Source organism: Sulfitobacter sp. D7, assembly GCF_003611275.1.
Classification (GTDB): Bacteria; Pseudomonadota; Alphaproteobacteria; order Rhodobacterales; family Rhodobacteraceae; genus Sulfitobacter; species Sulfitobacter profundi.
Genome location: NZ_CP020694.1, coordinates 314,735 through 335,432 on the forward strand (window position 1 = coordinate 314,735; position 20,698 = coordinate 335,432).

Consider the following 20,698-nt stretch of genomic DNA (forward strand, 5'->3'; position numbering starts at 1 on the left):
CACTGCCGCAGTCTGGCCGTGCAGTCAGGTCGTGCAGTCGGGCCGGGGCGCCGCACCAATCGGTGGCCATTCTGCCGATGACATCGCCCCCTGCTTGCGCTAAACCGCCCCTGTCGGCCCCGTGGCTCAACTGGATAGAGCAGCCCCCTCCTAAGGGGCAGGTTGCAGGTTCGAATCCTGCCGGGGTCGCCATGCGCCTTGCGCGATGCCAACATCTGCCCCATTCACCCCGTTGTTGCTTGAAATCCCCAACCGGTCTGTCAGATTGCGCGGGATATAATCAGGAATGGCAGAGGCTTTGATGAAAACTGGAACTTTTGTGATCGGGGCGGCCTTGCTGGCTGTTGCCGGATGTACGGTGCCCGCGACCGCGCCACAGGGCGGGTCGGCACGGGTGGGCAATCTGCCCGAGTCGGTGGTGCGCCTTGCCGCGCCGAACCAAGATCTGTCCACGGCGCGTTTGCTGCCCGAAGATGGCTGCTATTGGTATCAGCACAGCGGTCCGGTTGAGACGACGATGGTGCCGCTGCGGGCGGTGGGCGGCAATCCGATCTGCACCAAACGCCAAGCCTAATGAGAATGGGGACCGCCTGTTCGCGGTCCCCGTCCTGCGTCGCGGCTTAGCTGCGCGCGACGACGCTTTCTTCTGCCGAATAGAGATAGGCCGTCGAGCCGGTCCGCACATTCGGGTAGAGTTGGTTAATATGCGCCATAATCATCCGCACACAGCCAGAGCTGGCCCGCCCACCAATGCTGCGCGGCTCGGGTGTGCCGTGGATACGCAGATAGGTGTCACGGTTGCCTTCGAATAGATAAAGCGCCCGCGAGCCGAGGGGGTTCTCAGGGCCGGGGGGCACGCCGTCTTCGAGACCCGCGTAAAGCTCGGGATCGCGCTTGATCATGTTTTGAGTGGGGGTCCAATGCGGCCATTCCACCTTGCGCTTGATCGTATAGGTGCCCGGCTCATAAAGGTTGCCGCGCGCAATCGCCACGCCGTAGCGCATCGCGGTGCCGCCTTCTTCGATATGGTAGACATAGCGTGCAACGGCATCGACGTGAACGTCACCGACGCGCAGATTGTCGTTCGCCACAACCCGCTGAGGCAGGAAACGCGGGTGGACGCCCCAAGGGTTGCTGGTCGCAGGGTCAAACCCTGTCGGGGTGATCCGCGCGTCCCATGCGGCTTTCTCCGCTTCGCTGGGGCGGGTGCGTGCCATCAAAGGAGTGGCAATCGCGCCGGAAAAAAGCGCTGTGGTGGTCTGGATGAAATGACGTCTTGTCAGCATGTGGTCGCTCCGTGGTTGACCTCTCTGCGCAGGGCAGGGTCGTATGCGTGTATGAAAGACTAACGGCCTTTCCCCGCCGGAGGTTCAAGGAAGAAGGCCGTTGCTAAAGAGAATGTGATCTAAAACACACGGTTTTCACGAAAACAGGGGCGCGCAGGGGGTCGCGCGCCCCGAAGGCACTGGGGGTGAGGGTGGGGTTGGCGGTGCCCGCTCAGCCACGGCCCCGGTAGGGCGGCACGCCCTGATCGGGGATCCAGACGCCTTCGGGCAGGGGGCCGGTCTGCCAGAACACATCGATGGGGATGCCGCCGCGCGGATACCAGTAGCCGCCGATCCGCAGCCATTGCGGATCAAGGAAATCGGCCAAGCGGCGCGCGATGGAGACCGTACAATCCTCATGGAAAGCGCCGTGATTGCGGAACGAGGTCAGGAAGAGTTTGAGCGATTTGGATTCCACCAGCCACGGGCCGGGCACATAGTCGATCACCAGATGCGCAAAGTCCGGCTGGCCGGTCATCGGACAGAGCGAGGTGAACTCGGGCGCGGTGAAACGCACGTTATAGGCGACATCGGCCTGCGGGTTCGGCACCCGCTCCAACTCGGCCTCTTCGGGGCTGGCGGGAATGCGGGTCTCACCGCCGAGTTGTTTGAGATTGCTGTAGATGTCTTCGGACATAGGTGTCTCCATCGGTCAGACGCCGCGCTTGTTGCCCCAGATCAGGACATGAAGCTGCGGCAGGATGCGGGGGGCGAACCAGTGATCGGTCATGGCAAGGTCGGTCAGCCAACCCAGACGGTCGGCCAGCGCCTGCGGGTCAACCGGCGTGGCGGGGTCGACCTCGGGATTGCCGGGCTGGAGGTAGAGCGGGATATCGGGGTGATGCGCATGCACTTCGCGGGCCCAGTGGTAGTCGATCTCATCGAAGATCACGATCTTCATCACCTGTTGGCGCGCCTGAGCGCCGAAGGCCCGGCAGGCGTCGAAGGCATCCCAATCGACAGTCTCACCGCTTGAGGGCGGTTTGGGAGAGAGCACCAGCGTATCAAGATCGGCAAACCATGGGCGCGCGATGGAGCCTTGGGTCTCGCAGGCGAAACGGTAGCCCGCGGCCTGCCCCATCCGGATCAGCGGGCCGAAATCCTGAATTGCCGGGTTGCCTCCGGAAAGGGAAACGGTCAGCGGTTGATCCTTGGAGAGTTTGCGGATCCGGCGCCAGATATCCTCGGTGGACATGGGGGCCCAGCTATGGCGGTATTGGCTGTCGACGGCGTGCAGGCTGTCGCACCAGCTACACCGATAGTCACAGCCGCCCGCGCGAACGAATACCGTCGGTTCCCCGATCAGCGCGCCTTCGCCCTGAATGGTGGGGCCGAAAATCTCGGCTATGCGCAGGCTCATGGCCGGTATTCCGCCCATGTCTTGGGGGTCTCGCTGACCAGCACTGCGCAGGTTTCCGGCCAACGCGCCGCGCACCAATCGTGGAAATGCTTTGCCATATTCTCGGCCGTGGAGGGGCCGTCGAGAACATCGTTCAAATGTCGGTGGTCAAAGTGATCGTCGATATAGGTCTTCAGCGGCTTCAGGTCGTGATAATCGCGCACGAAACCGTCGGCATTGAGCGTCTCGGCGGCCAGTTCGACCACGACGATATAGTTGTGCCCATGCAGCCGCGCGCATTGGTGGTCGTCGGGCAGGTGGGTCAACTGGTGGCTGGCGGAGAAGTGGAATTCCTTGCGAATACGGAACATCAGCCTTCCCCTCGTGTGGCGAGTGCCGTGGTCCAATAGTCCGGGTCGGCATAGACCGTCGGGTCGGTGACCTCGGCCAAATGAAAGGCTTCGCGCCGCTCGACACAGGTGCCGCAGCGCCCGCAATGGACCGCGCCGCCTTTGTAGCAAGACCACGTCTCGGCGAAAGGCGTGGTATGGCGCGCGCCTTGGCGGACGATCTCGGCCTTGCTTTGCTCGACGAAGGGCGTGCGCAGGCGCACATTGGCATAGCCGTCGAGTGCGGCCTGCTGCATTGCGTCGAAGGCGCGGGTGAAGCCGGGGCGGCAGTCAGGATAAATGAAGTGGTCGCCACCATGCACGGCGGTCGCCACGGCCTCATCGCCTTGCGCTGCCGCGATGCCAAAGCCGATCGACAGCATGATCGCATTGCGGTTTGGCACGACGGTGATCTTCATCGTGTCTTCGGCGTAATGCCCATCGGGCACGTCGATATCATCGGTCAGGGCGGAGCCTGACAGCGCAGCACCGATGCCGCGCATGTCGATCAGGTGGAACGGCACGCCAAGCCGTTTGGCGGCGGCTTCGGCGAAGTCGACCTCCTTGCGGTGGCGTTGACCATAGTCAAAAGAGACAAGCCGGGTGAGGTGATGCTCAGCGGCGGTGATATGCGCAAGCGACACGGAATCGAGTCCGCCTGAGCAGATGACAAGTGTTTTCATTCTGGGGCCCTTGTTTTGATGTCCGGGTAGGCTGCGACCGGATGGCGGGGCTTATTTCAGAATTTTCAGAGATTGCAAGCCTTCCGGGCAGCGGCGCCGGGTCGCAGGCATAAGGGCAGGAGGGGCGCTGTCGGAGCCCGTTAAAATAAGGGATTTGGCCTTAACGATTAAACCTAAGTTAACTTTAGCCAGGTCCGAATCCGCGCTAAGGTGAGGATATGTTGAAAAGCAGCCAAAGCGTCACGCTTGACGCCAGCCATTATGAATTGATCGAGGCGATGACCGACGAAGTGGTCATCCTTGACGCCACCGGCGAGATTGTCGCGGTAAATATGGCGTGGAAGATCTTTTGCGAAGAGAACGGCGGGGACGCCGGGTCGCATTATGTCGGGGCCAATTACTTTGACATCTGCAAAGCGGCGGTGATGGATTCCGTGGTGCAGGCGGAAACCGTTCTGGACGGGCTGCGACAGGCATTGAGAACCGGTGCCGCCTTTGAGGGGGAATACCCCTGTGATGGGCCGGGCGTGCGGCGCTGGTTTCAGCTGAACGCCAACCGCATGACAATCCAAGGCGCGCCCTGTCTGCTTTTGCAGCACCGCAATGTCACCACGCGCCGCATGGCCCATGACGATATCGAGCGTGCCCATGTGCGTGCTGAAACCTTTGCTGCCCTCGTCGCCACCACGGGCGAAGCGATCCTGACCTATGATATGGATGGCCGTATCATCAGCTGGAACCCCGCCGCCGAGCGGCTTTATGGCTATACCGAAGAGGAGGCATTGGGCCGGTCGGTCGAGCTTTTGTATCCGCCGGATTGGCCGACACGGGTGCTTGAATATCGCGATCAGATTATGGCGGGTAAGCTGCGCCAGTTCGATGCGGTGCGGGTCGCCAAGGACGGCACCGAGCGGCATGTCACAATCGCCTGCACGCCCATCCGGACGCTGTCGGGGGATATCGTTTCAATCTCGAATATCCACCACGATGTGACCGCGACGCGCAAAGCCGAAGAGGTGCGCGATCTCGTCTCGCGCGAGGTCATCCACCGCGCCAAGAACATGCTGTCTTTGGTGACTGCGATGCAGCGTCAAACGGCGAGTTCGGCCGCCTCGCTGGCGGAGTTCAACAAATCCTTCGGGGACCGTATTCAGGCGCTGGCCCGTTCAACCGATTTGCTGGTTGATGGTGGATGGTCCTCTGTGGACCTTGCACAACTGGTCCGGGCGCAATTGGACCCCTTCTTGCATTTGCAAGGCAAGGGGGTGGATGTGGCAGGCCCCACCGTCGCATTGGGGCCGCAGGCTTTGCAATTGATCGGCATGGCGCTGCATGAACTGGCGACGAATTCCACCAAATACGGTGTGATGAGCGGCGGGCGCGGCGATATCCGGTGCCATTGGTCGCACACCGAAAAGGGCGGTCTGCGTTTCCAGTGGGTCGAGACCGGCATCACATTTGATTCTTCCGCCAAAAAAGCGTCTGGCTTTGGCAGCAAGGTGCTTTCCGTATTGGCCCCCGCCATGGTCAATGGCTCGGCGGATACGGTGACCAGTGAAGACGCGCTGACTTGGACCGTGACGATCCCCGCCGCGCATCTTGTCAAGGTGACCTGAAGGTCACGAAACCTTGCTCCTCGGGGGATGTATGCCCGCAAGGGCCGTTCCCGGTGGCGCAAAATGGCGCTTTTGCGGAACTCTCCTGCGCTGGAAACTTGTTCCTTCCCCAGACACGTCGTTTGGAAAAGCAATAGGAGGCTAGGATGGCCGAAGGACAGGACAAGACCGCAAAGCTTTACCGCATGGTGATGGAGCAGCACCTCTGTCCCTTTGGGTTGAAGTCTAAAGACCTGCTGGAGCGGCAGGGCTGTCACGTCGAAGATCACCACCTTACCACGCGCGAAGAGACCGACGCCTTCATGGCAAAAGAGGGTGTGGAAACCACGCCGCAGACCTTTATCGATGGTGAGCGGATAGGCGGCTACGACGATCTGCGTGTGCATTTCGGTCTGGACAAGCCCAAGGAAGAACAGTCGGACACCAGCTATCAGCCCGTCATCGCCATTTTCGGCGTGGCCTTCCTGATGGCACTGGGCCTTTCTTGGTACGCCTTCGACAGCATCTTCACCCTGCGGGCATTTGAATGGTTCATCTCGATCTCGATGTGTTTCCTCGCCGTACAAAAATTGCAGGACATCGAGAGCTTTTCCACGATGTTCCTGAACTACGACCTGCTGGCGCAGCGTTGGGTGCCCTATGGCAAGGTCTACCCCTTTGGCGAGGCGCTGGCCGGTATCCTGATGACAGCCGGCGCGCTGACATGGCTGTCGGCCCCCGTCGCGATTGTCATCGGCGCGATCGGCGCGGTGTCGGTGATCAAGGCGGTCTATGTCGACAAGCGCGAGCTGAAATGCGCCTGTGTGGGTGGCTCAAGCAATGTGCCGCTTGGGTTCGTCTCGCTCACCGAGAACGTCATGATGCTGGGCATGGGGATTTGGATGTTGATCAAGGTCTACGGCTAAGCGGATCGGGGCGCGCCGAGGTTTGGGCGTAGGCTGGTATCAGGGGGATATCTGGTCGGGCTGAGAGGATTCGAACCTCCGACCCCCTGCTCCCGAAGCAGGTGCGCTACCAGGCTGCGCTACAGCCCGACCGATGTGCAGCGCATAGCGCAGCGTGGCGTAATTGGCAATTGGTCAGTTGTAGGGATTTTGCGGTGCGGATGGGGAGATCGGGCGCAGTTGGGGGCGCTGCCCCCGCAGCCTTTGGCTGCTCCCCCGCGGGTATTTGAGAAAGAATGAAGGGGGAAGCGGCGGGGCGTGAACCCCGCCGCGGTTCTTTAGAGGCTCGCGTCGAGCGCTTTGAGGATCGCGTTACCCATTTCTTCGGTCGTGATGGGAGTGCCGCCTTCGGGGCCCATCAGATCGGGGGTGCGGGCGCCGTCGGCCAGTGCCTGTTCGACGGCTTTTTCCAGGCGCGCGGCTTCTTCGCCTTGGTCGAAGGAATAGCGCAGCGCCATGGCGAAGCTGAGGATGCAGGCGATCGGGTTGGCTTTGCCTTGGCCCGCGATGTCGGGCGCGGAGCCGTGGACGGGCTCGTAGAGGGCTTTGGGCCGGCCATCGGCATTGGGCGCGCCGAGGCTGGCGGAGGGCAGCATGCCGAGGCTGCCCGTGAGCATGGCGGCGCAGTCGCTGAGGATGTCGCCGAAGAGGTTATCGGTGACGATGACGTCAAATTGTTTGGGGGCCCGGACCAGTTGCATGGCGCCGTTGTCGGCATACATGTGGCTAAGTTCGACATCGGGATATTCGGCGTCACGAACCCGTTGGGTGACTTCACGCCAGAGGATGCCGCTTTCCATGACATTGGCTTTTTCCATGGAGCAGACTTTGTTGCCCCGGCGGCGGGCGAGTTCAAAGGCGGAGCGGGCGACGCGCTCAATCTCGCTTTCGGTGTAGCGCTGCGTGTTGATGCCGACGCGTTCGTTGCCTTCCTCGAAGATGCCGCGCGGTTCGCCGAAGTAGACGCCGGAGGTCAGTTCGCGCACAATCATGATGTCGAGGCCCGCGACGATGTCTTTTTTCAGCGAGGAGAAATCGGCCAGCGCGTCAAAGCATTGTGCCGGGCGCAGGTTGGAGAAGAGGTCCATTTCCTTGCGCAGGCGCAAAAGGCCGCGTTCGGGTTTGACCGAGAAGTCGAGGTCGTCGTATTTCGGGCCGCCGACGGCGCCCAGAAGCACCGCGTCGACTTCGAGGGCGCGGGCCATCGTGTCGTCGTGCAGGGGCGTGCCGTGTTTGTCATAGGCCGCACCGCCGACCAGATCATGCTCTACGTCGAAGGCCAGATCGCGCTTTTCGCCGAACCAATCGATGATGCGCGTGACCTGGGCCATAACCTCGGGACCGATGCCGTCGCCGGGTAGGATGAGCAAGGATGGGTTGGCCATGGGAAACTCCTGAAAATACGGTTGGAGATTGGGTAGCCTGCGGGTTCCGAAGGGTCAAGATAGCGGCGCGTCAGCGGGTGAGGTCGACCCAGACCAGTGCATGGCGGCTGGCGTCTTCCCCCTCGGGCCAAATGAGGCCAGCGTCGAGCACCTGCCAGTCGCGGGAGGGCAGGATGTAGTCGACGCGCATCGGGCCGGTTTGCGACCAGTCGACTGTAGATTGGCCGGGCAGCGGGTCTTGCAAGGTGGGGTGAGCGAGCAGCCTGGCGATGGCGTCACCGCGTCCTTCACCGCGCGTAGGATCAAGGTTGGCATCGCCGAGGAGGATGAAAGCATCTTGGGGCGGGGTGCCGATCACTCCGGCAAGGTGGTGAGACCAGAAGGCTGTTTCATCGTGGTTGCGGCGGCCGTTGCGGTCTTCGGGGCCGTCGAAAACGGGTGGGGTGGCGTGGTAGGTCAGCAGGGTGATTGGGCCGTCGGGCAGCTGGACGGGCAGGGCCCAGTGGCTGTTGGACGACAGACGTTGCGTGGCGTGGGCCTCGGCTCCGGCGAAGGGCTTGCCGTCGATCATCGGGTAGAGCGAGCCGGGGAGGTCGCGCCAAATGAGGGTGCTGAAGTCCTGTAGGTCTTCTGTCAGGATCGGGTGGCGTGAGAGGAGCGCCATCGCGCCTTGGCCAAAGAAACGGCCATAGCCTTGGGCGTCGCGCGGGCCACCGAGCTTGCCGTCACCGTTCAGATCTACATCGCTTTGGCGGCCTGCATTGGGGGGTGCGGCAAAGCGGTGGGGGTAGGGCGCGCCTGCGGCGGTGAGGGCATCGGCGAGGGCATTAAGGGCGCTGCGTTCGAGATCGTAGTCAATGCCTTGGAGGGCGATGATATCGGGATCGGCGGCGGCGATGGTCTGCACCACCGAAGCGATGCTTGGGTCATCGCCGCGCAGGATGTCGCGCAGCAGAATGCCCGGCCCTTTGCGTGACAATTCGGTGTTGAAGGTGGCGATGCGCAGCGGCTCGGCCTGTGCGAAACCAGTCAGCAGGAAAAACGCCAGCAGCAGTCTGATCAGGCGGCCTGCATATGCGCTTCGGCGTAGGCGCGGCGGCGTTTGTCGTGGATCATCTCGGCCACGCGCCCCATGGCGATGCCCCGCATAATCATACTGGCCGGAAGGAATGCCCATGCGCTTATTGTCCAGATCATGGTTTGCGGATTGCTGAGTGAGATCGGATCTAGCAGATCGGCAGTGGCTTTGACCACTGCGGGGATGATGAAGGGCAACAAGAACCCAAGCGCGATGTTGATCCGTGCATCGCGTTGCAGACGGTAAAGCACGTCGCCCCCGGCGGTTGGGTCAAAGAGCGGCAGATTCACCCAGACGTTAAAGGCGCCTTGGCGGGCGGGCCAGCCCATGACCCGCACCAGCACCACGAAGGTCGCCAATGCGATGAGCGAAACGAGGTAGGCCAGCCCCGCTGCCGTGCGGATCAGATTGACCGCCTCATAGGGGGCATCGGCGGGCATCATCAGCACCACCAGCCGCACCGGGGAATAGGGGAAATCAAGCGCGTTGCCCAAGATCACGCCGAGCGAGGTCAGTGCGCCTGTCAGCAGGGTGGGGGCCGCTTGGCCCCGTGCGATCAGTGACAGAACGACGATGGTGAACAGCAGGCTGATGAAGCGCAGCCGATTGAAGGGTGGCGCATCGCGAAATTCGACGATGCTCGGTTGGCGCGAGTTGTATTCCATGAAGGTCAAAATCGACGCGATACAGGCGAGGAGCAGGGTGATCTGGCTCGATTCCGCATCGGCGCCCGGCAAAAGGAGCGCAGGTGTGGCTATCAATAGCGCCACCAATAGGCCACGCGTCGCCGCGCCTGTCATTCGTCCGATCACTGCTCTGCCCTTCCAAACTGGCCAGACGCGATACATTGCCGCGTGCTTGTTCCAACTTGATGGCCCCGGTTGCTGGGGCTCGCCTCATTATTGTCCAATTTTTGCCTTCTTTCCGCGCGCGCCTCAAGGCTCCGCGTGGAGAAGAGCAGGGTTCTGGGGTATTTTGAGGGAAAGGGTGGTGCGTTCTTGCATCAATTTCGTGGCAGGTTGATGGCAGGCCGCAACATCTTGTGGGCGCTGGATTTACGCCCACAATTTGAGTTTGGAAATGGCCCTTAGACCCAAGGACGGCTCTGGTTGAGCGAATCCTCATAGGTGTCGATCGCCGTGCCCTTTTCAAGCGTCAGGCCGATGTCGTCCAGACCGTTGAGCAGGCAATGCTTTTTGAAAGCGTCCACTTCGAAGGGGAACTTCTCACCGTCCGAAGTGGTGACAGTCTGGCCTTCCAAATCAATGGTCATCCGCGCGTTGGAGCCCTTCTCGGCGTCCTTCATCAGCACGTCGACTTGCTCTTGCGGGAGAACGATCGGCAGGATGCCGTTCTTGAAGCAGTTGTTGTGAAAGATGTCCGCAAAGCTGGGCGCGATGACGCAGCGGATGCCGAAATCTTTGATCGCCCAGGGCGCATGCTCGCGCGAGGAGCCGCAGCCGAAGTTGTCGCCTGCGACAAGGATTTGCGCGTCGCGGTATTGTGGTTGGTTCAGCACGAAATCGGGGATTTCGTTGCCTTCGCGGTCATAGCGCATTTCGTCGAACAGGTTCACGCCAAGGCCCGAGCGTTTGATCGTTTTGAGAAAGACCTTGGGGATGATCATGTCGGTGTCGATGTTCACCAGCGGCATGGGAGCCGCGGTGCCGGTGATTTCTGTAAACTTTTCCATCGGGTTATCCTTCGGAGATTGCGGGAACCGCGCCGCTGACCGGCGCGTTCTAGGCAAATGGGGTATCAGGAGGGCATGGCATGTCGTACCAAACCGGCACGAAAGTGGAATGGGACTGGGGCAATGGCACCGGGACCGGCAAGATCGTCAAGAAATACACGCAGAAGATCACGCTGAAGCTGCAGGGCAGCGAGGTGACCCGCAAAGCGAGCGATGACGAACCGGCCTATAAGATCGAACAGGACGACGGCAGCGAAGTGCTGAAGTCTGGCAGCGAGTTGCGCAAGGCCAACTGAGCCCCGCGCAACGCGCCCGGTATCCACGCCCCGGTCGGTCACGCCAATTCGCGCACGTCGGTCAAATGACCGGTGAGAGCAGCCGCCGCGGCCATGCCGGGCGATACGAGATGCGTGCGCCCTTTATAGCCCTGACGCCCCTCGAAGTTGCGGTTCGATGTGGCCGCGCAGCGTTCGCCGGGGGCAAGCTGGTCGGGGTTCATCGCCAGACACATCGAACAGCCCGCAAGACGCCATTCGAAACCGGCCTCGCGGAAGATGTCCGCCAGACCTTCTTCTTCGGCCTGCGCACGCACGAGGCCTGAGCCGGGTACGACCATGGCCCGCAAACCGTCTTTGATCTTCTTGCCTTTCAGCACGGCGGCAGCGGCGCGCAGGTCTTCGATGCGGCCATTGGTGCAGGAGCCGATAAAGACGGTGTCGATCTGGATGTCGGTCAGTTTCTGGCCCGGTGTCAGGTCCATATACTCCAGCGCGCGTTTCACCGCGTCGACCTTGCCGCCTTTAAAATCCTCGGGCGCAGGAACGACCGAAGTGATCGGCAGCACGTCCTCGGGCGAGGTGCCCCACGTGACGACCGGCGCGATGTCTTCGCCTTTCAGCGTCACGACCTTGTCCCAATGAGCGTCTTCGTCAGAGAAGAGCGTTTTCCACCAGTCCATCGCCGCTTCCCATTGTGCGCCTTTCGGGGCGTGGGGGCGGCCTTTGCAATACTCAAAGGTCTTTTCGTCCGGCGCGATCAGCCCCGCGCGCGCGCCGCCCTCGATCGCCATGTTGCAGACGGTCATGCGGCCTTCCATCGACAGGTCGCGGATCGCTTCGCCGCAATATTCGATGACATAGCCGGTGCCGCCTGCCGTTCCGGTGGCGCCGATGACGGAAAGGGTGATGTCCTTGGCCGTGACGCCGGGGCGCAGCTTGCCAGTGATCTCGACCTTCATGTTCTTGCCCTTGCGCTGGATCAGCGTCTGGGTGGCAAGGACGTGCTCAACCTCCGATGTACCGATGCCATGGGCCAAAGCGCCGAAAGCGCCGTGGGTCGCGGTGTGGCTGTCGCCGCAGACGACGGTCATGCCGGGCAGGGTCCAGCCCTGCTCGGGGCCGACGATATGCACGATGCCTTGGCGCACGTCCGAGACAGGGTAGTAATGCACGCCGAATTCACGCGCGTTTTTATCGAGGGCGGAGACCTGAATGCGGCTGTCTTCGGTCATCGCCTCGGGGTCTTCGCGGCCTTCGGTGGTGGGCACGTTGTGGTCCGGCACGGCGATGGTCTTGTCCGGTGCACGGACGGTGCGGCCCGACATGCGCAGTCCTTCAAAGGCCTGCGGGCTGGTCACTTCGTGGACGAGGTGACGGTCGATATAAAGCAAGCAGGTACCGTCATCGGCTTCGTGGACGACATGGGCGTCCCAGATTTTATCGTAAAGCGTCTTGGGGGACATGATGGTCCTCTCCCGTGGTTTGGAATGGCTATGGGTGTGGCTGAGAGGGCTGGCTTATAGTCGGGCCAGAACGCTATGCGTCGCGCCGAAAAAGCGTTCGCGCAGACGCGCACGGTCGCAAAGATCAAACACCAGTATCATGGGGCCTTGGATATAGACCCTGAGCGAGTCTCGCAAGGTGGCATCGTGGGGCGGTGTGCGGGGCCGGTCGCGCGGCGGTTCTTGCTCTGGCGAGGAGCCTGTGCAACCGTGATCTTCCTGAGTTGCAAAGGCCGTACATGATCCCTGAGTCCCACCCTTTCTCGAACTTCCTTCTATCGCTTCAGGCTTTGTTCGATGGGGTGCTCGGCTTTGGTGAGAGCGTCCTAAGCCCCGGTTGGCGGCAGAACCAGATTTTGATCTTGCTGGCCTTGGTTGCGCTGGCGTGGATCCTGCATCGGGTCACCGGTGTGATGCTGCAAAACTGGGTCCGCTCGCGCGAAGGGTGGTCCAAGTGGCAACTGCGGGTGGTGGTGCAGGTCAAGCGGCGGCTGGGGCTGATGTGGTTCGCGCTGCTGGCGGGGCTGTTGTATCAGGTGATGCAGAACGTCACTTGGCCATCGCGGTCTTATCTTATCGGCTTGGCGGCGACATTGGCGGCGATCTATGTCGGCATCGCCTTTGCCGCGCGTCTGGTGCGCAACCGCCCCCTACGGCGCATGGTGACATGGGGGCTGTGGATCTATGCCACGCTCTACATGCTGAATGTCGCGGACGATGTGGCGGTGTTTCTGGATGACGTGGCGCTGACGATTGGGGAGTTCCGGCTGTCGGTATTGACCGTCCTGACGGCTTTGGTGGTGGTCGGCGCGTTGCTGACCATGGCGCGGCTTGCCAGCACGACAACTGCTGCGACGATCCGTAAGAACGAAGACATCAGCCCGTCGATGCAGGTGCTGGCGGTGAAGGGCGTGCAGATCCTGCTTTATGGATTGGCGTTCTTTATCGGCGTGCGGGCCGTGGGGATTGATCTGACGGGGCTGGCGGTGCTCTCGGGTGCGATCGGTGTGGGCCTTGGTTTTGGTCTGCAAAAGGTCGTGTCGAACCTCGTCTCGGGCGTGATCATTCTGCTCGATAAGTCGATCAAACCGGGCGACGTGATCAGTCTGGGGGAGACCTTTGGCTGGATCCAGACACTGGGCGCGCGCTATGCCTCTGTGGTGACGCGGGACGGCAAAGAATACCTGATCCCGAACGAAGACCTGATCACCGGACAAGTGGTGAACTGGTCGCATTCCAATGACTTTGTGCGCCTCGATATCTATTTCGGCACAGCCTATTCGGATGATCCGCATGTGGTGCGCAAACTGGCGGTCGATGCGGCCAAGGGCGTCGACCGGGTGTTAAGCTACAAGGCGCCCGTTTGCCATATCGTCGGGTTTGGCGATTCGTCGGTGGATTACATCCTGCGCTTCTGGATCAAGGATCCGACCGGCGGGCTGACCAACATTCGCGGCAATGTCTATCTGGCGCTTTGGGATGCGTTCAAGGAAAACGACATTTCCATCCCCTTCCCGCAGCGCGAGGTGAAAGTCATCGAAGACAGTCAATTGGCGCTCTCAAGGGTGGCGGCGGCGGAGAATTTGCCTGACTAGGCGGGGATTTGCGCCCCGGTTCACGCGGAGCGCATAGGGTCCATTGAAAAATCTGGCCTATATCGCTAAATTAGGGGGGCTCGGCACCGGGGCAAGCGTTCAGCATTGGCGGTGCATTACGAAGGAGGACAATGTCCTGTCTCTTAACGTTGACGCAGCGCAGGCTGCTGACCATGGGGCCGCAATGACTGCCGCCTCGCAAATCGCAACCAGCGACGACCTGCTGGCGCTTATCCTTTCCTCGCTGAATGACGACAAGGCCGAAGACATCGTGCAGATCGATCTGCGCGGCAAAACGGCCATCGGCGACTATATGGTGATCTGCTCGGGCCGCTCCTCGCGGCAAGTTTCGGCGATCGCGGAAAAGCTGGCGCAGGCCGTCAAAGACGCCACCGGGCGTACGTCCAAGATGGAAGGCCGCGAAACCGGCGACTGGGTCTTGATCGACACAGGCGACGTTGTTGTGCATGTCTTCCGCCCCGAAGTGCGTGAGTTCTACCAGCTCGAAAAGATGTGGCTGGGCGGCGAAGACGCGGCTGCGGTCATGCCGCACTGATCCTGCTTTTGCGGGACTAAGCCATGCGGGTACATCTCTGCGCCATGGGCCGGCTTCGCGCCGGTCCCGAAAAAACTCTTGTCGATGATTATCTCACCCGGTTCGACCGGACCGGGCGCGGGCTGGGCCTTGGTCCTGCGCGTGTGGTCGAGATGGAAGATAAAAAGGGCGGCGGCATGGCTGCCGAGGCCGTCCTGTTGCAACGCGCGATTCCGCAAGGTGCGGTGATTTGCGTGTTGGATGAGCGCGGCAAAGTCGAAACCTCCCCTGCTTTTGCTGAACGGCTTGGCACTTGGCGTGATGCCGGGCGGGGTGATTTGGCCTTTGTTATAGGCGGTGCGGATGGCATCGACCCCAGCCTGCGCGCGCAGGCGGATCATGCGCTGTCTTTTGGCAAGATGGTCTGGCCGCATATGCTGGTGCGGGTCATGCTGGCCGAACAGCTCTACCGCGCGGCGGCGATTCTATCGGGCGGGCCTTACCACCGGGTCTGAGGGGATCTCGGTTAGGGCAGCGGGATCGTGACAACCTCGGAAGACCAGCCATCCAAACTGTCGCGCGCTTGGATGCTCACCTCAGCCACCCCATCAGGGATACGCACACCGGACAGTGACCGGGTGAACGGCTGCTCTTTGATATGAGGGTGGGCCAGATTGCGCGTGCCCAGAGGCTCCCCATCGGGATCAAGAACGCGCCAAGCATCGGCGTAGTGGTCCCATCCGCTGTCGTCATGGCGAATGGTGACATCAAATTTCCAGAGGTCACCAAGCTGCTCAACCGTGACATTCACAATAGATGGCGGGTCGGCCAAAGCCGGTGTGGCAAAAGCCAGCGAGGCGAGGATGAGGCTGCGTTTGAACATGTAAGACCACCTAAAATAACAGACTGAATATAGCGCATCTGGCGGCGGTTCCAAGGTGAGCAGATGTCGGTCTCACGCAATTCGCCGTGATGCTGCGAATTAGTGGTGCAATTGCACAATCCGCGCGGCAAACTGGCCAAACCCGCAGCGCAAGGCCTATGCTGCACGGTAAGAGGAGGATCGCCATGCAGATGCCAACACCCGACGCCGGGATCATTGCGCGCAAGGCGCGTGTCGTTGCACGGCTGCGCGCGGCCCTGCCAGAGAATACCGTGATCGACGATGTGCATGAGACCCGCGCCTATGAATGCGACGCGCTGACCGCCTATAAATGTCCGCCCCTTGCCGTGACCCTGCCTGCCAATACCGAAGAAGTCTCGACCGTTCTGCGCATCTGCCATGAGGAAGGCGTTCCGGTCGTGCCGCGCGGGTCGGGCACCTCGCTCGCAGGGGGCGCGCTGCCGACGGCGGATAGTGTGGTGCTGGGTGTGGCACGGATGGCCGAGGTGCTTGAGGTCGATTATGACAACCGCCTGATGCGGGTGCAGACCGGGCGCACCAATCTCAGCGTGACCGGCGCGGTAGAGGAGGATGGCTTCTTCTACGCGCCAGACCCTTCCAGCCAGTTGGCCTGCGCCATCGCGGGCAATATCGCGATGAATTCAGGCGGGGCGCATTGTCTGAAATACGGGGTCACCACGAACAACCTGCTGGGCGTCACGATGGTGATGATGGATGGCGACGTGGTTGAAATCGGTGGGGGCTATATGGATGCAGGCGGGCTGGACCTTCTGGGGCTGGTCTGCGGCTCCGAAGGTCAGCTGGGCGTGGTGACAGAGGCAACGCTGCGGATTCTGCCCAAGCCCGAAGGCGCGCGGCCCGTGCTGATGGGCTTTGACGATAACGCCGTGGCGGGGGCCTGTGTCAGCGACATCATCAAGGCCGGGGTGCTGCCGGTGGCGATCGAATTCATGGACCGCCCCTGTATCGAGGCAACGGAGGCTTTCGCCCATGCAGGCTACCCGATGTGCGAGGCGCTGCTGATCGTCGAGGTCGAAGGCTCCGACGCCGAGATCGATCACCAGCTTGCCCTGATCACCGAGATCGCCCGCCGCCACAACCCGGTGGAACTGCGCGAAAGCACCAGCGCCGAAGAAAGCGCGGCGATCTGGCTGGGGCGCAAATCGGCCTTCGGTGCGATGGGGCAGATCAACGACTACATGTGTCTGGATGGCACGATCCCGGTGAACGAGCTGCCGATGGTGCTACGGCGCATTGGCGAGATGTCGGACAGCTATGGCCTTAAAGTCGGCAACGTCTTTCACGCAGGCGACGGCAATATGCACCCGCTGATTCTGTTTGATGCCAACAAACCCGGCGATCTGGAAAAATGCGAAGCCTTCGGCGCGGATATCCTGCGGCTTTGTGTTGAGGCGGGCGGCTGTCTGACCGGAGAGCATGGCGTCGGCATCGAAAAGCGCGATCTGATGCATGTGCAATATGCCCCGGCGGATCTGGAGGCGCAGTTGGCTGTGAAAGACGTGTTTGATCCGGCGTGGCTGTTGAACCCGGCCAAGGTCTTTCCTTTGGATGTCACGGAAGGGCGGCGCGGCAGCGGCGCATCGGTGGCCGCGTGACGGTAACGACTGAAGCAGAAGTGGTCGAGGCGATCCGATCCGCGCAGGCGCCCTTGTCCCTGCGGGGTGGCAATACGCGCGGCATGGCCGGGCCGGGGGCGGACCTGTCGCTTGCCGGATTGCGGGGCATCAGCCTCTATGAGCCGGGCGCGCTGACGCTGGTGGCGCAGGCGGGGACGCCAGTCTCCGAGATTGAGACGACATTGGCCGCCGAAGGGCAGCGGCTGGCCTTTGAACCGATGGACCACCGCGCGCTTATGGGCCGCAGCGGCACGCCGACCATCGGCGGGATCTTTGCGGCCAACGTAAGCGGCCCGCGGCGGCTTGCCATCGGCGCAGCGCGGGATTTCCTTCTGGGCGTGCGCTTTGTCGATGGGCAGGGGAGCGTTATCAAAAACGGGGGCCGGGTGATGAAGAACGTCACCGGCTATGATCTGGTCAAGCTGATGGCCGGGTCGCGCGGAACCTTGGGGGCCGTGACCGAGGTGTCGCTAAAGGTGCTGCCCACCCCGGAAACCAGCGCAACGCTCGTGCTTTCGGGGCTGGACGACGCCGCTGCCATCGCCGCCATGGCGCTGGCCATGCGCAGCCCCTTTGAGGTTACCGGCGCGGCACATGATCCGGCGCAGGGGCGGTCGTTTCTGCGGTTGGAGGGGTTTGAGACCTCGGTCTCCTACCGGACGGGGCGGCTGAAGGATTTGCTGGCCGCAACGGGGGCCGAGCTTGAGGTGCTGGACGCAGAGCCCTCCGCGACCCTCTGGCGCGATTTGCGCGATGTTGCGGCCTTTCATGGGGCGGCGGGGGATGTCTGGCGGGTGCACTGCCGCCCGACCGAGGCCCCCGCGCTGGCGGCAAAAGCCGGGGCCGAGGCACATCTTTATGACTGGGCCGGGGGGCTGATCTGGCTGCGCATGGCGCCCGGCACCGACCTGCGCGCGCGGTTGGGGCGGTATGACGGTCACGCGACCCTATTGCGGGCCGAAAGCGCGGCGCAGACTCTGCTGCCCCGGCAGGAACCCGAAGCGCCGGGCGTGGCGCGGTTGACGGCGGGGCTGAGGGCCAAGTTCGACCCGCGCGGCATCTTCAACGCCGAAGCCTTGGCGCTGACCCCATGACATTGATGCTGGTCTTTCTCATCGTTTTTCTGATCGGCCCGTTTCTGTTTAAGGCGTTGATCGCCGTGCCGCCTTCCCTGCGGGCCGTCCGCACCTTGGGGGCGATGGTCTTGGCCGCCTTTTTATTCGCCACCGGCCTGCGTTATGGACTGCTGCGCTATTGGAGCGACAGCCCGTGGTTGCTGGGGGTCATCGCCCTCACCCTCTGGGCCGCTTGGATCGGGGTGATCGCGCTGGTGGTCCAAGCACTGCGCCGCGCCGATCCGCGCCCCGCCATGCGCCGGTGGAGCGGGGTTTTGGGGGCCGTAGGCACGACGGTTCCTTGGTTCGGCCTTGTCCTCGCCAATCTGATGCGCAGCACATAGTAACGGAGCATCCATGCAAACCACCTTTACCCCCGAGCAATTGCAGGATCCTGACACGCAGCGCAGCAACGACATTCTGCGCGCCTGTGTGCACTGCGGTTTCTGCACGGCGACCTGCCCGACCTATCAGGTCTTGGGCGATGAGTTGGACAGCCCGCGCGGGCGTATTTACCTGATCAAGGACATGCTTGAGAATGACCGTGATCCTGACCCAAAGACGGTCCAGCACATCGACCGCTGCCTGTCCTGCCTTGCCTGTATGACGACCTGCCCCTCGGGCGTGCATTACATGCATCTGGTCGATCACGCCCGCAGCTATATCGAGGAACGGTATAAACGGCCCCTAGGCGAACGCGCGCTGCGCTGGATGCTGGCGCGGATCCTGCCCTATCCGACACGCTTTCGACTGGCGCTATTGGGGGCCAAGATCGGGCGGCCTTTCGCGCGGCTGATGCCCGACGCCCGGCTGCGCGCAATGCTTGAGATGGCGCCAAAAACGATCCCTCCGGTCAGCCGCAATGACGATCCGCAAAGCTTCCCGGCAAAGGGCAAACCGCTGCGGCGTGTGGCCCTGATGACCGGCTGCGCGCAAAAGGCCCTGAACACCGATATTAATGACGCCACGATCCGGTTACTGACCCGCGCGGGTTGCGAGGTGGTGGTGGCCGAAGGCGCGGGCTGTTGCGGCGCGCTGACCCATCACATGGGCAAGACCGATGAAAGCCACGCCCATGCCGCACGCAATATCCGGGCATGGCGTGCTGAGATGGATGGCGAGGGGCTGGATGCCATCGTGATCAACACCTCGGGCTGCGGCACCACGGTCAAGGACTACGGCCATATGTTCCGCAATGACCCGCTGGCAGAGGATGCCGCGCGGGTCTCGGCCTTGGCAAAGGATGTGACGGAGCTGCTCGCGGAGTTGGACCTGCCCTTTGTCGAACCGGCTGAGCAGGGCATGGTCGTCGCCTATCACGCGGCCTGTTCGCTGCAACATGGGCAACAGATCAAGGCCACGCCGAAGACGCTGCTAAAACAGGCGGGATTTACGGTGGTAGAACCGGCGGACAGTCACCTCTGCTGCGGCTCGGCGGGCACCTATAACCTGATGCAGCCCGAGATTTCGGCAAAGCTGAAAGAACGCAAGATCAAGACGCTAGAGGCGAAATCCCCAGACGTCATCGCGGCGGGCAACATCGGCTGCATGATGCAGATCGGATCGGGCACCGGGGTGCCTGTGGTGCATAGCGTCGAACTGCTCGATTGGGCCTGCGGTGGGCCAAAACCGCCCGCGCTCAGCCGTGATCCCGATGCGCCCGCGCAGGTGCCGCGTTTGCGTTAAGCCTACGCCGTATTTTCGCCGCAACTCCCCTATATCCGCCAAAGTGGACATGGTTTTGAGGTGCATTTTGCGACAATTGTTGGCGGCTATTCTCGGCGTATTTACCCTCGCCACGGCGGCGCTGGCCCAAGACAGCGCGCTCAAGGCGCTCGACAACGGTGTGGACGCCGCCGCTTGGGAGGCCGTGGGCCGTCTCGACATCGGCGGCACCGGGTTTTGCACCGGCACGTTGATCGCTCCGCGTCTGGTGCTGACCGCCGCGCATTGCCTGTTTGACCGCGAAACCAAGGCCCGGATCGACCATGGCGAGGTGCAATTCCTTGCCGGTTGGCGCAATGGCCGCGCCGGTGCCTACCGCGATATCCGCCGCGCCGTGGTGCACCCCGACTACGTCTATGATGGTGAGGTCTCCTCGGGCCGGGTGCGCAACGATCTGGCGCTCTTGGAACTCTCCCGCCCCATCCGCAACACGACGATCCGGCCCTTTGGCACCGCCGCGCGCCCCCGTCCCGGCGACAGCGTGGGCGTGGTCAGCTATGCCCGCGACCGGGCCGAGGCGCCGTCCCTGCAAGAGGTCTGCAAGGTGCTGGCCCAGCAGGAAGGGGTTCTGGTGACCTCCTGCGCGGTCGATTTCGGCTCCAGCGGCGCGCCGATCTTTAGCATTGTCGCAGGTGAGGCGCATATCGTCTCAGTCGTTTCGGCCAAGGCCGAGGTCGAGGGCACGCAGGTATCCCTTGGCACCGCTCTGGGCGCGCCCTTGGCGTTGCTGCAAGCGGAACTGGTGGCGGGCAAAGGTGTGTTTCTGGATTCCAACCCGGCAGGCAAACGCATCCGGGTCGGAGAAGAGCGTGGCACCGGGGCGAAATTCATCCGCCCGTAAATCTGTGGCCCAAGACTTGAAAGCGCGCAAAACCCTTCCCACATGAGCTTTGCCGAAGTGCCTCTATAGGGCTTCGGCGCTTGAAAAACCGGGTCTGTCCAATGGTGGAAGGCC

Annotated in this window: 23 protein-coding genes and 2 tRNA genes; 13 read left to right on the forward strand and 12 right to left on the reverse strand. The window is 62.2% G+C overall.

Annotated elements, in window-relative coordinates; genetic code table 11:
• The first annotated feature begins 115 nt into the window (after window positions 1–115).
• Together B5M07_RS01465 and B5M07_RS01470 are read left to right on the forward strand one after the other, a co-directional pair.
• A tRNA-Arg gene (locus tag B5M07_RS01465) sits at window positions 116–192 on the forward strand.
• 109 nt (window positions 193–301) lie between these two features.
• Window positions 302–574, forward strand: a complete 273-nt coding sequence (locus tag B5M07_RS01470) for a hypothetical protein (RefSeq protein ID WP_120352118.1) — start codon at window positions 302–304, stop codon at window positions 572–574.
• Window positions 575–620: 46 nt separating this feature from the next.
• Here B5M07_RS01470 and B5M07_RS01475 read toward each other — a convergent pair whose 3' ends face one another.
• The 5 genes from B5M07_RS01475 to queC form a co-directional block, all read right to left on the reverse strand.
• Complete coding sequence (locus B5M07_RS01475; protein ID WP_067624211.1) at window positions 621–1,286, reverse strand: L,D-transpeptidase; 666 nt, start codon at window positions 1,284–1,286, stop codon at window positions 621–623.
• A gap of 211 nt (window positions 1,287–1,497) precedes the next feature.
• The gene (gene queF, locus B5M07_RS01480) at window positions 1,498–1,962 is read right to left on the reverse strand and encodes a preQ(1) synthase (RefSeq protein ID WP_067624216.1); all 465 of its coding nucleotides are present in this window, start codon (window positions 1,960–1,962) and stop codon (window positions 1,498–1,500) included.
• A gap of 15 nt (window positions 1,963–1,977) precedes the next feature.
• Complete coding sequence (gene queE, locus B5M07_RS01485; protein WP_067624221.1) at window positions 1,978–2,685, reverse strand: 7-carboxy-7-deazaguanine synthase QueE; 708 nt, start codon at window positions 2,683–2,685, stop codon at window positions 1,978–1,980.
• Window positions 2,682–3,035 (reverse strand): 6-carboxytetrahydropterin synthase QueD, encoded by a 354-nt coding sequence (gene queD, locus B5M07_RS01490; RefSeq protein WP_067939230.1) that lies wholly within the window; start codon window positions 3,033–3,035, stop codon window positions 2,682–2,684. Before queD ends, queE begins: the two co-directional genes overlap by 4 nt.
• Entirely contained in the window at window positions 3,035–3,736 is a 702-nt protein-coding gene (gene queC, locus B5M07_RS01495) for a 7-cyano-7-deazaguanine synthase QueC (protein WP_120349931.1), read from the reverse strand. The genes queD and queC overlap by 1 nt, the downstream gene beginning before the upstream one ends.
• 218 nt (window positions 3,737–3,954) lie before the next feature.
• Here queC and B5M07_RS01500 point away from each other — a divergent pair, with 218 nt between their 5' ends.
• Together B5M07_RS01500 and B5M07_RS01505 are read left to right on the forward strand one after the other, a co-directional pair.
• On the forward strand, window positions 3,955–5,352 hold the full coding sequence (locus B5M07_RS01500) for a sensor histidine kinase (RefSeq protein WP_120349932.1): 1,398 nt from the start codon (window positions 3,955–3,957) through the stop codon (window positions 5,350–5,352).
• Between the two features lie 146 nt (window positions 5,353–5,498).
• The gene (locus B5M07_RS01505) at window positions 5,499–6,257 is read left to right on the forward strand and encodes a MauE/DoxX family redox-associated membrane protein (protein WP_120349933.1); all 759 of its coding nucleotides are present in this window, start codon (window positions 5,499–5,501) and stop codon (window positions 6,255–6,257) included.
• A gap of 52 nt (window positions 6,258–6,309) precedes the next feature.
• Here the strand turns inward: B5M07_RS01505 and B5M07_RS01510 are convergent.
• From B5M07_RS01510 to leuD, 5 genes are all read right to left on the reverse strand, one after another.
• A tRNA-Pro gene (locus B5M07_RS01510) sits at window positions 6,310–6,386 on the reverse strand.
• Window positions 6,387–6,574: 188 nt separating this feature from the next.
• A complete protein-coding gene (gene leuB / locus B5M07_RS01515; RefSeq protein WP_067939242.1) occupies window positions 6,575–7,681 on the reverse strand; it encodes a 3-isopropylmalate dehydrogenase in 1,107 nt (368 codons plus the stop codon).
• 70 nt (window positions 7,682–7,751) lie between these two features.
• Complete coding sequence (locus B5M07_RS01520) at window positions 7,752–8,858, reverse strand: endonuclease/exonuclease/phosphatase family protein (protein ID WP_120349934.1); 1,107 nt, start codon at window positions 8,856–8,858, stop codon at window positions 7,752–7,754.
• Window positions 8,741–9,571: a hypothetical protein gene (locus B5M07_RS01525; protein WP_120349935.1), complete on the reverse strand. Its 831-nt coding sequence runs from the start codon at window positions 9,569–9,571 to the stop codon at window positions 8,741–8,743. Before B5M07_RS01525 ends, B5M07_RS01520 begins: the two co-directional genes overlap by 118 nt.
• Before the next feature lie 275 nt (window positions 9,572–9,846).
• Window positions 9,847–10,452, reverse strand: a complete 606-nt coding sequence (gene leuD / locus B5M07_RS01530; RefSeq protein WP_120349936.1) for a 3-isopropylmalate dehydratase small subunit — start codon at window positions 10,450–10,452, stop codon at window positions 9,847–9,849.
• 80 nt (window positions 10,453–10,532) lie between these two features.
• Between leuD and B5M07_RS01535 the strand changes: the two genes are divergently transcribed.
• Window positions 10,533–10,748 (forward strand): DUF2945 domain-containing protein, encoded by a 216-nt coding sequence (locus B5M07_RS01535; protein ID WP_120349937.1) that lies wholly within the window; start codon window positions 10,533–10,535, stop codon window positions 10,746–10,748.
• A 38-nt stretch (window positions 10,749–10,786) separates the two neighbouring features.
• On the opposite strand, the gene leuC is transcribed toward B5M07_RS01535, so the two are convergent.
• Entirely contained in the window at window positions 10,787–12,193 is a 1,407-nt protein-coding gene (leuC, locus tag B5M07_RS01540) for a 3-isopropylmalate dehydratase large subunit (protein WP_067940991.1), read from the reverse strand.
• Window positions 12,194–12,471: 278 nt separating this feature from the next.
• Between leuC and B5M07_RS01545 the strand changes: the two genes are divergently transcribed.
• The 3 genes from B5M07_RS01545 to rlmH all read left to right on the forward strand — a co-directional run bounded on the left by B5M07_RS01545 (window position 12,472) and on the right by rlmH (window position 14,877).
• Complete coding sequence (locus B5M07_RS01545; protein ID WP_120349938.1) at window positions 12,472–13,827, forward strand: mechanosensitive ion channel family protein; 1,356 nt, start codon at window positions 12,472–12,474, stop codon at window positions 13,825–13,827.
• A gap of 184 nt (window positions 13,828–14,011) precedes the next feature.
• Complete coding sequence (gene rsfS, locus B5M07_RS01550) at window positions 14,012–14,383, forward strand: ribosome silencing factor (RefSeq protein WP_120349939.1); 372 nt, start codon at window positions 14,012–14,014, stop codon at window positions 14,381–14,383.
• Between the two features lie 23 nt (window positions 14,384–14,406).
• Window positions 14,407–14,877, forward strand: a complete 471-nt coding sequence (gene rlmH, locus B5M07_RS01555; protein ID WP_120349940.1) for a 23S rRNA (pseudouridine(1915)-N(3))-methyltransferase RlmH — start codon at window positions 14,407–14,409, stop codon at window positions 14,875–14,877.
• An 11-nt stretch (window positions 14,878–14,888) separates the two neighbouring features.
• Here rlmH and B5M07_RS01560 read toward each other — a convergent pair whose 3' ends face one another.
• Entirely contained in the window at window positions 14,889–15,245 is a 357-nt protein-coding gene (locus B5M07_RS01560; RefSeq protein ID WP_120349941.1) for a hypothetical protein, read from the reverse strand.
• A gap of 185 nt (window positions 15,246–15,430) precedes the next feature.
• Here B5M07_RS01560 and B5M07_RS01565 point away from each other — a divergent pair, with 185 nt between their 5' ends.
• From B5M07_RS01565 to B5M07_RS01585, 5 genes are read left to right on the forward strand one after another with little or no spacing between them, the layout of a single operon-like run.
• The gene (locus B5M07_RS01565; RefSeq protein WP_120349942.1) at window positions 15,431–16,882 is read left to right on the forward strand and encodes an FAD-linked oxidase C-terminal domain-containing protein; all 1,452 of its coding nucleotides are present in this window, start codon (window positions 15,431–15,433) and stop codon (window positions 16,880–16,882) included.
• Complete coding sequence (locus tag B5M07_RS01570) at window positions 16,879–17,997, forward strand: FAD-binding protein (RefSeq protein WP_120349943.1); 1,119 nt, start codon at window positions 16,879–16,881, stop codon at window positions 17,995–17,997. The genes B5M07_RS01565 and B5M07_RS01570 overlap by 4 nt, the downstream gene beginning before the upstream one ends.
• A complete protein-coding gene (locus B5M07_RS01575) occupies window positions 17,994–18,362 on the forward strand; it encodes a hypothetical protein (protein WP_132444067.1) in 369 nt (122 codons plus the stop codon). The genes B5M07_RS01570 and B5M07_RS01575 overlap by 4 nt, the downstream gene beginning before the upstream one ends.
• Before the next feature lie 13 nt (window positions 18,363–18,375).
• Window positions 18,376–19,704 (forward strand): glycolate oxidase subunit GlcF, encoded by a 1,329-nt coding sequence (gene glcF, locus B5M07_RS01580; protein WP_120349945.1) that lies wholly within the window; start codon window positions 18,376–18,378, stop codon window positions 19,702–19,704.
• 49 nt (window positions 19,705–19,753) lie between these two features.
• Entirely contained in the window at window positions 19,754–20,584 is an 831-nt protein-coding gene (locus B5M07_RS01585) for a trypsin-like serine peptidase (RefSeq protein ID WP_120349946.1), read from the forward strand.
• Window positions 20,585–20,698: the final 114 nt, after the last annotated feature.

Bases quoted from the DNA above. Each gene is read 5' to 3' on its own strand.
- queD (WP_067939230.1), bottom strand. From the start codon at position 3,035: ATGTTCCGTATTCGCAAGGAATTCCACTTCTCCGCCAGCCACCAGTTG.
- rsfS (WP_120349939.1), top strand. From the start codon at position 14,012: ATGACTGCCGCCTCGCAAATCGCAACCAGCGACGACCTGCTGGCGCTT.
- leuC (WP_067940991.1), bottom strand. From the start codon at position 12,193: ATGTCCCCCAAGACGCTTTACGATAAAATCTGGGACGCCCATGTCGTC.
- B5M07_RS01520 (WP_120349934.1), bottom strand. From the start codon at position 8,858: ATGGGCATTCCTTCCGGCCAGTATGATTATGCGGGGCATCGCCATGGG.
- leuD (WP_120349936.1), bottom strand. From the start codon at position 10,452: ATGGAAAAGTTTACAGAAATCACCGGCACCGCGGCTCCCATGCCGCTG.
- B5M07_RS01565 (WP_120349942.1), top strand. From the start codon at position 15,431: ATGCAGATGCCAACACCCGACGCCGGGATCATTGCGCGCAAGGCGCGT.
- B5M07_RS01545 (WP_120349938.1), top strand. From the start codon at position 12,472: ATGATCCCTGAGTCCCACCCTTTCTCGAACTTCCTTCTATCGCTTCAG.
- queC (WP_120349931.1), bottom strand. From the start codon at position 3,736: ATGAAAACACTTGTCATCTGCTCAGGCGGACTCGATTCCGTGTCGCTT.
- glcF (WP_120349945.1), top strand. From the start codon at position 18,376: ATGCAAACCACCTTTACCCCCGAGCAATTGCAGGATCCTGACACGCAG.
- B5M07_RS01575 (WP_132444067.1), top strand. From the start codon at position 17,994: ATGACATTGATGCTGGTCTTTCTCATCGTTTTTCTGATCGGCCCGTTT.
- B5M07_RS01585 (WP_120349946.1), top strand. From the start codon at position 19,754: ATGGTTTTGAGGTGCATTTTGCGACAATTGTTGGCGGCTATTCTCGGC.
- B5M07_RS01500 (WP_120349932.1), top strand. From the start codon at position 3,955: ATGTTGAAAAGCAGCCAAAGCGTCACGCTTGACGCCAGCCATTATGAA.
- queF (WP_067624216.1), bottom strand. From the start codon at position 1,962: ATGTCCGAAGACATCTACAGCAATCTCAAACAACTCGGCGGTGAGACC.
- B5M07_RS01535 (WP_120349937.1), top strand. From the start codon at position 10,533: ATGTCGTACCAAACCGGCACGAAAGTGGAATGGGACTGGGGCAATGGC.
- B5M07_RS01560 (WP_120349941.1), bottom strand. From the start codon at position 15,245: ATGTTCAAACGCAGCCTCATCCTCGCCTCGCTGGCTTTTGCCACACCG.
- rlmH (WP_120349940.1), top strand. From the start codon at position 14,407: ATGCGGGTACATCTCTGCGCCATGGGCCGGCTTCGCGCCGGTCCCGAA.
- B5M07_RS01470 (WP_120352118.1), top strand. From the start codon at position 302: ATGAAAACTGGAACTTTTGTGATCGGGGCGGCCTTGCTGGCTGTTGCC.
- B5M07_RS01475 (WP_067624211.1), bottom strand. From the start codon at position 1,286: ATGCTGACAAGACGTCATTTCATCCAGACCACCACAGCGCTTTTTTCC.
- leuB (WP_067939242.1), bottom strand. From the start codon at position 7,681: ATGGCCAACCCATCCTTGCTCATCCTACCCGGCGACGGCATCGGTCCC.
- B5M07_RS01505 (WP_120349933.1), top strand. From the start codon at position 5,499: ATGGCCGAAGGACAGGACAAGACCGCAAAGCTTTACCGCATGGTGATG.
- queE (WP_067624221.1), bottom strand. From the start codon at position 2,685: ATGAGCCTGCGCATAGCCGAGATTTTCGGCCCCACCATTCAGGGCGAA.